This window comes from Arthrobacter sp. A2-55, assembly GCF_025548615.1.
Classification (GTDB): domain Bacteria; phylum Actinomycetota; class Actinomycetes; order Actinomycetales; family Micrococcaceae; genus Specibacter; species Specibacter silviterrae.
This window is the reverse complement of sequence record NZ_JAJLOZ010000003.1, coordinates 118,562-125,226: the sequence shown is the minus strand read 5'-3', so window position 1 is coordinate 125,226 and position 6,665 is coordinate 118,562. Positions and strand designations below refer to the sequence as shown.

Annotated in this window: 5 protein-coding genes; all 5 read left to right on the top strand. The window is 64.4% G+C overall.

The genetic code is table 11. The features are described from left to right. The first annotated feature begins 72 nt into the window (after positions 1-72). Positions 73-1,767 (top strand): RecB family exonuclease, encoded by a 1,695-nt coding sequence (locus LPN03_RS01910; protein ID WP_262452847.1) that lies wholly within the window; start codon positions 73-75, stop codon positions 1,765-1,767. Between the two features lie 18 nt (positions 1,768-1,785). Then, entirely contained in the window at positions 1,786-2,325 is a 540-nt protein-coding gene (locus LPN03_RS01905; protein ID WP_262452846.1) for a hypothetical protein, read from the top strand. Positions 2,326-2,452: 127 nt separating this feature from the next. Beyond that, positions 2,453-3,058, top strand: coding sequence for a hypothetical protein (locus tag LPN03_RS01900; protein WP_262452844.1), 606 nt, complete (start codon positions 2,453-2,455; stop codon positions 3,056-3,058). 21 nt (positions 3,059-3,079) lie between these two features. Next, complete coding sequence (locus LPN03_RS01895) at positions 3,080-4,156, top strand: hypothetical protein (RefSeq protein ID WP_262452842.1); 1,077 nt, start codon at positions 3,080-3,082, stop codon at positions 4,154-4,156. Beyond that, positions 4,153-6,645 (top strand): ATP-binding protein, encoded by a 2,493-nt coding sequence (locus LPN03_RS01890; RefSeq protein ID WP_262452840.1) that lies wholly within the window; start codon positions 4,153-4,155, stop codon positions 6,643-6,645. The genes LPN03_RS01895 and LPN03_RS01890 overlap by 4 nt, the downstream gene beginning before the upstream one ends. Positions 6,646-6,665 lie beyond the last annotated feature (20 nt).

The window sequence follows — 6,665 nt, the reverse complement described above, 5'->3', positions numbered from 1 at the left end:
GTGGGCTGGGCCAAGTGCCGGCGAAGGCCCAAAACACCGTCCCCGTCGAGTCCTGATGTGCATAGAGAAACCATGGGCACATCACGAAATTTCCTCGGCGACCGACTCGCATGGGACGGCACCAAACTGGCCGTCACGGACACTGCGATCATCGACGCCAAACTCCGACGGGAAGCCCTCTCCGCATCCACCTCCAAGTCGATGCAATCCTGTGCCGCCCGCTGGGTCGGGGAGCGGCTGCTGCGCAGCGACGAGGAAGACCCTTTCGCGCCGGCACCGCTGGGCACCGCCGCCCACTCCGTGATGGAGGACTTCTACGACGACGAGGTCTACGCACCCTCCCGTCGGACCATGCGACTTGGCGAGAAGCTGACGATCCGTGACGCGAACATCATGTGGCCAACCCCCGACACAGCCACCTCCCGTGGCAGGTGGATCACGGAGGTCAAGGCCGCCTACGAGGGCATCTTCGAGATTGAAGACCCAACCAAGATCAAGGTCTGGGCCCGAGAACTGCAAATCGACGGACTGACCATCAACGGTGTCCCCACCAACGGCTACATTGACCGGGTCAGGGTCGGTGTCGGCAAGAACGGCCGCCGCGGGCTGATCGTCGAAGACTACAAGACCGGGCGCGTCCCGATAGTCCGCTTCCAGGACGACCAGCACGACCAGGTGCGCCTGTACAACGCCGCGATTCAAGCCATGACCGGGGAAGCGCCCGTCGGAGGCGCCCTCCTGTACACCAAGTTCGGACAGGCCAAGCCGGTTGACCTGCGTCCGGCAGCCATGAACAAGACGCTAAGCACCTTCGCAGACTCGTGGGACCGCCACAACCGATACATGGAATCCGGCGAGTTTCCCACCAAGGTGTCGGCGCTATGCAGCTGGTGCCCCCTCGTCAACAGCTGCCCGGTCGCCGCTGCAGCGAGCAAGACCGTCGCCGACAAGATCAAGGATCAGGTCCACTCCGCCGTTGAGCTGGGCATCCCCGTATTGCGCCCCGGCCTCACCCCGATCAGCGCTCCGGCAGCGCACCAGGACTCATCCGAGTTCGTCCCCGACGAGGAGGCCCCGGCTGCGGCAAAAACTCCTGCTGCCGCACACATGGAGGGTAGTGACGCAGCACCCGAACACCACCAGACGAAAGAAGAAACCATGAGCATCACCGAGGACAAGCCTTGGGAGACCTACACCGCTGAAGGGGAGCTCAACCCCTCCAGCTATGCGGCCATTGGTGCCGCCGGACTGTCCGCCCTGGCCCTGTCCCAGCTGGAAAAGGCTGGCATCTCCCCCACGGCACGTCGGGCCAAGGCGCTGGCCGCCACCTTCCGGCACATCACCGTTACGGCCCAGGAGTCCTGGACCGGACACACCGCCCTGGCCGACGGCGCCAACACCCGCATGCGCGGGTTCCTCCACACCATTCTCGAAACGATGACGCCTCCCTTCAACGGGGACAAGGCGGCATGGGACGCCTGGGTCGATGCGGCCATCAAGCGGTGCAAGGCCCTCACCTCCGTGACCCTCTACGTTTTCAACGACGCCGCCGACGATGCTGAACCATGGGCCGACCTGGTCGCTGGCGATGCTACGACAGCCCCCGCACCGACAGCAGTGCCCGAACCCGCCGAAGAGCCGGCACCGGAACCGGCCAAGGTTCGGACAACTCGCCGTGCAAAGCCCGTGGCCGAACCCGCCGCAACTGCACCTGACGATCTGGACTTCCCCGACGACGACGCCTACGACTTCGCCGACGCAGCCTAACCACCGAAAGAAGGAACCATGGCCCTGGACGCCAAAGAACGCAACAACATCATCCTGGGTGCGGTCAACATGACCGGACCCGACACCCCCGTCTTTGACGAGGACGGCAACCGGATTCCCTCCGACTGGAACTCCCGGTTGAAGCTCAACGCCAAGAAGCTCACCGCCATGCTCAGCGAAACCTCCGACATTTCCAAGACGGTGGACATGCTCGCCGAGTGCAAGGTCTTCGTTGGCACCATCCTCTACGTGACCAAGGAGAAGAGCTCCAAGCGAGGCTTCGTGGGCCTGAAGACCCAGGAATCCAAGTTCAGCCCGGACGGGGTTGAAACGGTCAGGACGGAGATCACCGAGGGCAACCCCGACGTCAACGAATTCTGCCGCAACCTTCGGAACCTGACCGGCCACCGCGTGCTCGTCTACGTCTTCATGGACAAATCCGAAGACGGCACCCGCAAGTTCCGAGTCCTCCAGCACGTCGAGGACTTGGGCGCTGTTGACGGCTTCGACCCCGAAGAGGGCAAGGCCCTGACCCTTGGCAAGCTCACCAAGCGCTAACAGCGTCCACCACGACAATGCCCTCCCTACCCCGCACGGAGGGCATTGTCGTGCCCGGCCGGCTGACACGCCCATGGGCCGGGTATCTACGCATGTTTCCAGGTGAACCCTTCGAAGGAGCGCACCCATGACCTACACCCCGTATGAGACCGGCTACGACACGAACCCCGCAGCCGACGAGCCAGATGCCCTGGAGCTGCTGGACGACGACCTGGACACCTCGGACGACGACGGCGCCGCTGCTGCCGAAAAGGACGCCGTCGATGAAGCCGCTGGAGACGACGGAGCCGGCCTCAAGGCCAAGCAACCCGCCAAGCCGTCCAAGGGCACCTTCCGGCGTGTGGCTGCCAAGGCTCTCGAAGTGCAGGAAGCCAGCGCTACGTCACGGACTCTAGCCGCTTCCGTCCTCGGGTCCACCGACGACGTCGCCGACCTGGCCGCCTCCATCATGCTTGCCCCCCGCGGATCGTCCACACCCCTGAGTGATGTGGACGAGATCGCCACCGCCCTGCAGGACGCACCCTGGGAGGCAGGCGTCATTGCCACAGCCCTCGAACGGGGACGCCTGAAGGCTGTCTGGACGTTGCTGCACGCACTCGGTGTCATTGACGGATCCACCCCGCCCCCGGCCGCTGCCAAGGCCGGCATGACCATCGTCAAGGGCGTCAACGCGCTGACCGAAGACCACAAAATCGAGCTGCTGGCCACCGCCGAGCTGCTCAAGCGCTCCTAACCAACTACGCGAAGGCAGGACATGGCACGCAAGACCAAGCGCACCAAGGCACACAGCCACCCTTCCTGGCTGCAAGAAGTCGAGGAAGCGCCCCGCGGCGACATCGGATACCTGGACAAAGCCAGTCGGCGCATCAAGTTCAACCGCTTCTACATCTATTTCACGATTGGCCTGACCCCCATCCTGGCCCTGTCCATCATCGCCATGCTGCCAAAGATCCTCCAGGCGCCCCCGGCGCCCGTTGTTGCCGCCAGCCAGCTGAACTCACCGACCAAGTCAGTGGCCATGATGGCGGTGGAAAGCTGGCTGAACCAGACGCCCTCGCCGCTGCCGGGCGGGCACCTGCTTTCCTGGGACGGCGTCACCATCCAGCAGACACCGTCCATCGTCACCAACAAGGACACCGGCCGCACCGATGAACGTCAAGGCCTTGAGCTCCACTCGATGACCGTGGTTACCCCCAGCGGGGCTGTCTTCACCACCCAGGTCCAGGTGGGCTACTCGCCCGTCCGGGGAGCCCAGGTCCTGGGTGCCCCAACCCTGATCCCGCGTGCCCCGGACGACAAGCAGACCTGGCCCAATTTGACCTCCTGGCCCGACCTGGTCAAGACCGGCAAGAGCGATGAGGTTGGTCAGGCCGTAACCGCATGGGCCAAGGCATTCACCTCCGGAGACCCAGACGCACTGCGACTTGCAGTGGGCGATACGACACCGGACCGCTCCTATGTTCCGCTGGTCCAGGCGACCGCCTCCGACATTCAAGTGGAGGACGTGGCAACCAAGGCCCCGGACCCCAAGGCACCCTCGGACGCCAAGCCCGCCACCGTGGTCGCCCGTGTCAGCTTCGCCGTGACATGGCAGGGCCAGCCCGTCGACGTGGCCCACCAGGCGGCCCGCATCAGCTACGACGTGCTCGTTGAACGTGCCAACACCGCCTCGCCCACAGTCGTCGCCTGGGGAGGAGCCGGCACCGGGGAGACCCTCACCCCGTACATGAACGCCGTCAACGGACGCAAGATCACCGCCGACGGGATCGGTAACTCCATCCCAACCCAGAGCCCGGCCCCGGCCGCACCACAGGCAGGACACAAGAAGTGAAAAAGCCCCGCACCGCGCCGCCCCTGGCCGATGTTTCCGTACCCACCATGATGCGCACCCGCCTGCCCGACGGCCGCCTCCTTGGCGTGGACGGTTCGTTGTGGATGGTCAGGCGGGTGCCTCTCGAACCGGTGGTGGACGCCAAGAGCATCGATGAGCGGATGAGCGTCTTCGTGCCTCTGATGGCCGCTTACGATGAGCTGGCGGCCATGGCCAACACTTCGGTCACCCGCCGCGCAATGGCACGCAAAAGCTACCGGCAATCGCAGCTGATCTTTATCAACCGGAACGAGCGCTACGTCCCGCCGGCCAACCACCCCCTGGCTGGATTCCTCAAAGAGTCCTTCCCCTTCCAGGTGACACAGCGGCGTATCCTCCTGCTCCTGGTCAGGCTGGAGGCCAAAGTGGGCGGCGCCGGCGGTATCAAAGCTGTGATCGACTCCGTGGCCGAAACTTTGGCCGTCGGCGGGGCGCCTTTGTCGGACTACGACGTAGATACTGCGAAAGTGGACGCAGCCATGGCCCGATGCGGGCTGACTGTCCCATCCAGTGAAGAAATCTCCATCGCTAACTCGTGGTGGAATCAGGGGAAGTTCCCGGATACCATCGACCTTCCCCACTCGGATCACCTGCACATCTTCGCCGATGCCAAGGCAGTACGCATGGCCGAAGATGCCGGCCGGGTCGACTGCGAATCGTGGCCAACCATCCCCAACCACCGGACCCTGACGTTCGCCACCTTGGAAGATTTCGACTTCGAGTTCGTCTCACCGGCTGAAATCATCGCCAACTGGGCTACCGGCCTGGTGGCCTCCGACGTCGCTGCCATTTCCATTCGGGCCAACATCGAACCGGCCAAGGTTACCCGAGACGAACTCCGCCGCCAGCGAAAGCGCTACCTCGACGACATTCGTGAGCGCCAAAAGCAGGGCAAGATGGAACGGTCCGAGCAGGAGGAAATGGTGGCCACCCTCGAAGATATTGAGGGCGTCTACGCCTCCAAGAACGGTGGCTCACCAACGCTCGTCGACGCCTCCGTCCTCGTTGCCTTCAACGGTGCCGTGGACGATGTGGCACAAGCCGTGGGCAGTTCTGCAGCTCGGTTGCGAGTCATGAATTTTCGCCAGCGACAAGCCCTCGCCGAGATGATGGTCTGCTCCCCGCTGCGAGCCAACCCGCACCTGCAGGACCTGCCCTCCCAGACAGTTGCCTGCTCCGGGATCCAGTCGCTGTCCACCGTCGGAGACAAGACCGGCGCCGTTCTCGGATTCACCGTCCACGACTCCCAACCGGCCTATGCAATGCCCACGGCCGCCTCCACCGCCGACGGACTTCCCATCTTCCTCAACGTGGGCGGGACCGGGTCCGGAAAATCGCAGGTGCTGCTGTGGAAGGCCGTGCAATACAACAAGATTCCAGGCCCCAAATCCCCACGGTCCCCGCAGATCATCGTCGACCCGAAAACTGACAGCGACCACTCCCCGACAGTCCTGGCAGCCAGCGGGCAGGTGCTCTCCCTTGACGAGCTCTCGCAGTCCGACGGGGTGTTCGACCCCATCCGGTTCGCGGCAACCGTAGACGTTGGCGTTGAACTCGCGGTCTCCATGCTGTCCTCCATCAACCCCTGGGGCAGGGACCGGTCCACCTTCGAGGTTCCTGCGTACACAGCCCTGAAATACGGCGTTGTGAACGGTGCCCGGTGCATCGGCCAAGCGCTGCGCATCGCCTTGCGGGACGGCAAAGCGACCAAGGAGATGGTCGAACCCATCTTCGCCCTTGCCCAGGCTTCGCCCATGTTCCGCGCCTGCGTCGGCATGAACCCTGAGTCCGAGGCGCTGAACGTCTTCGACGGCATCACCTACATCAAGGTCGGCAAGGCCCACCTCGACCTGCCCGAACCCGGTGCCATCAAGGAAGCCACCCTGATGCAGCGGGTGTGCCTGGCCCTGGTGCGCATGATGGTCTTCGGTTCCGCCATGGCACTGACCGGCCGCGGCGGGGCCATCCACTTGGATGAAGCCTGGGTGTTCCTCGGAGCCGGCAAGGCTGAGGTGGAACGGCTCGGCCGCCTCGCCCGATCCCAGGGTGTGCTGCCAGAGCTGTACACCCAGCGGGTCTCCGACGCCTTGAAGGCAGAACTGACCGGCTACATCTCCCGAGGCCTGATCCTGCCCATCGAGGACCCGATCGAAGCGGAAGCCTCCTGCCGGCTGTTCAAGCTCGAGCCGACGCCGGAGCGCATGGCCAGCATCACCGCCAAGGGAACCATCGGCGACGGTGAGTCGGTGGCCCCCAACTGGGGGTCCATGAAGGCTCTCCGCGACCCCAAGACGGGCAAGGTGATCCGCGGGGCTGTGGCCATCTATGCCGACCTTTCCGGACGGGCTGTGCCCATCGAAATTGTCCTCCCACCCAGCTTCCTGGAACTCTCATCCACGAACCCGGAGGACATTCGACGCCGCCAGGAAGCGGCACTGGCAACGCTGTAGCCGGGAAGGGCCCGCCACGA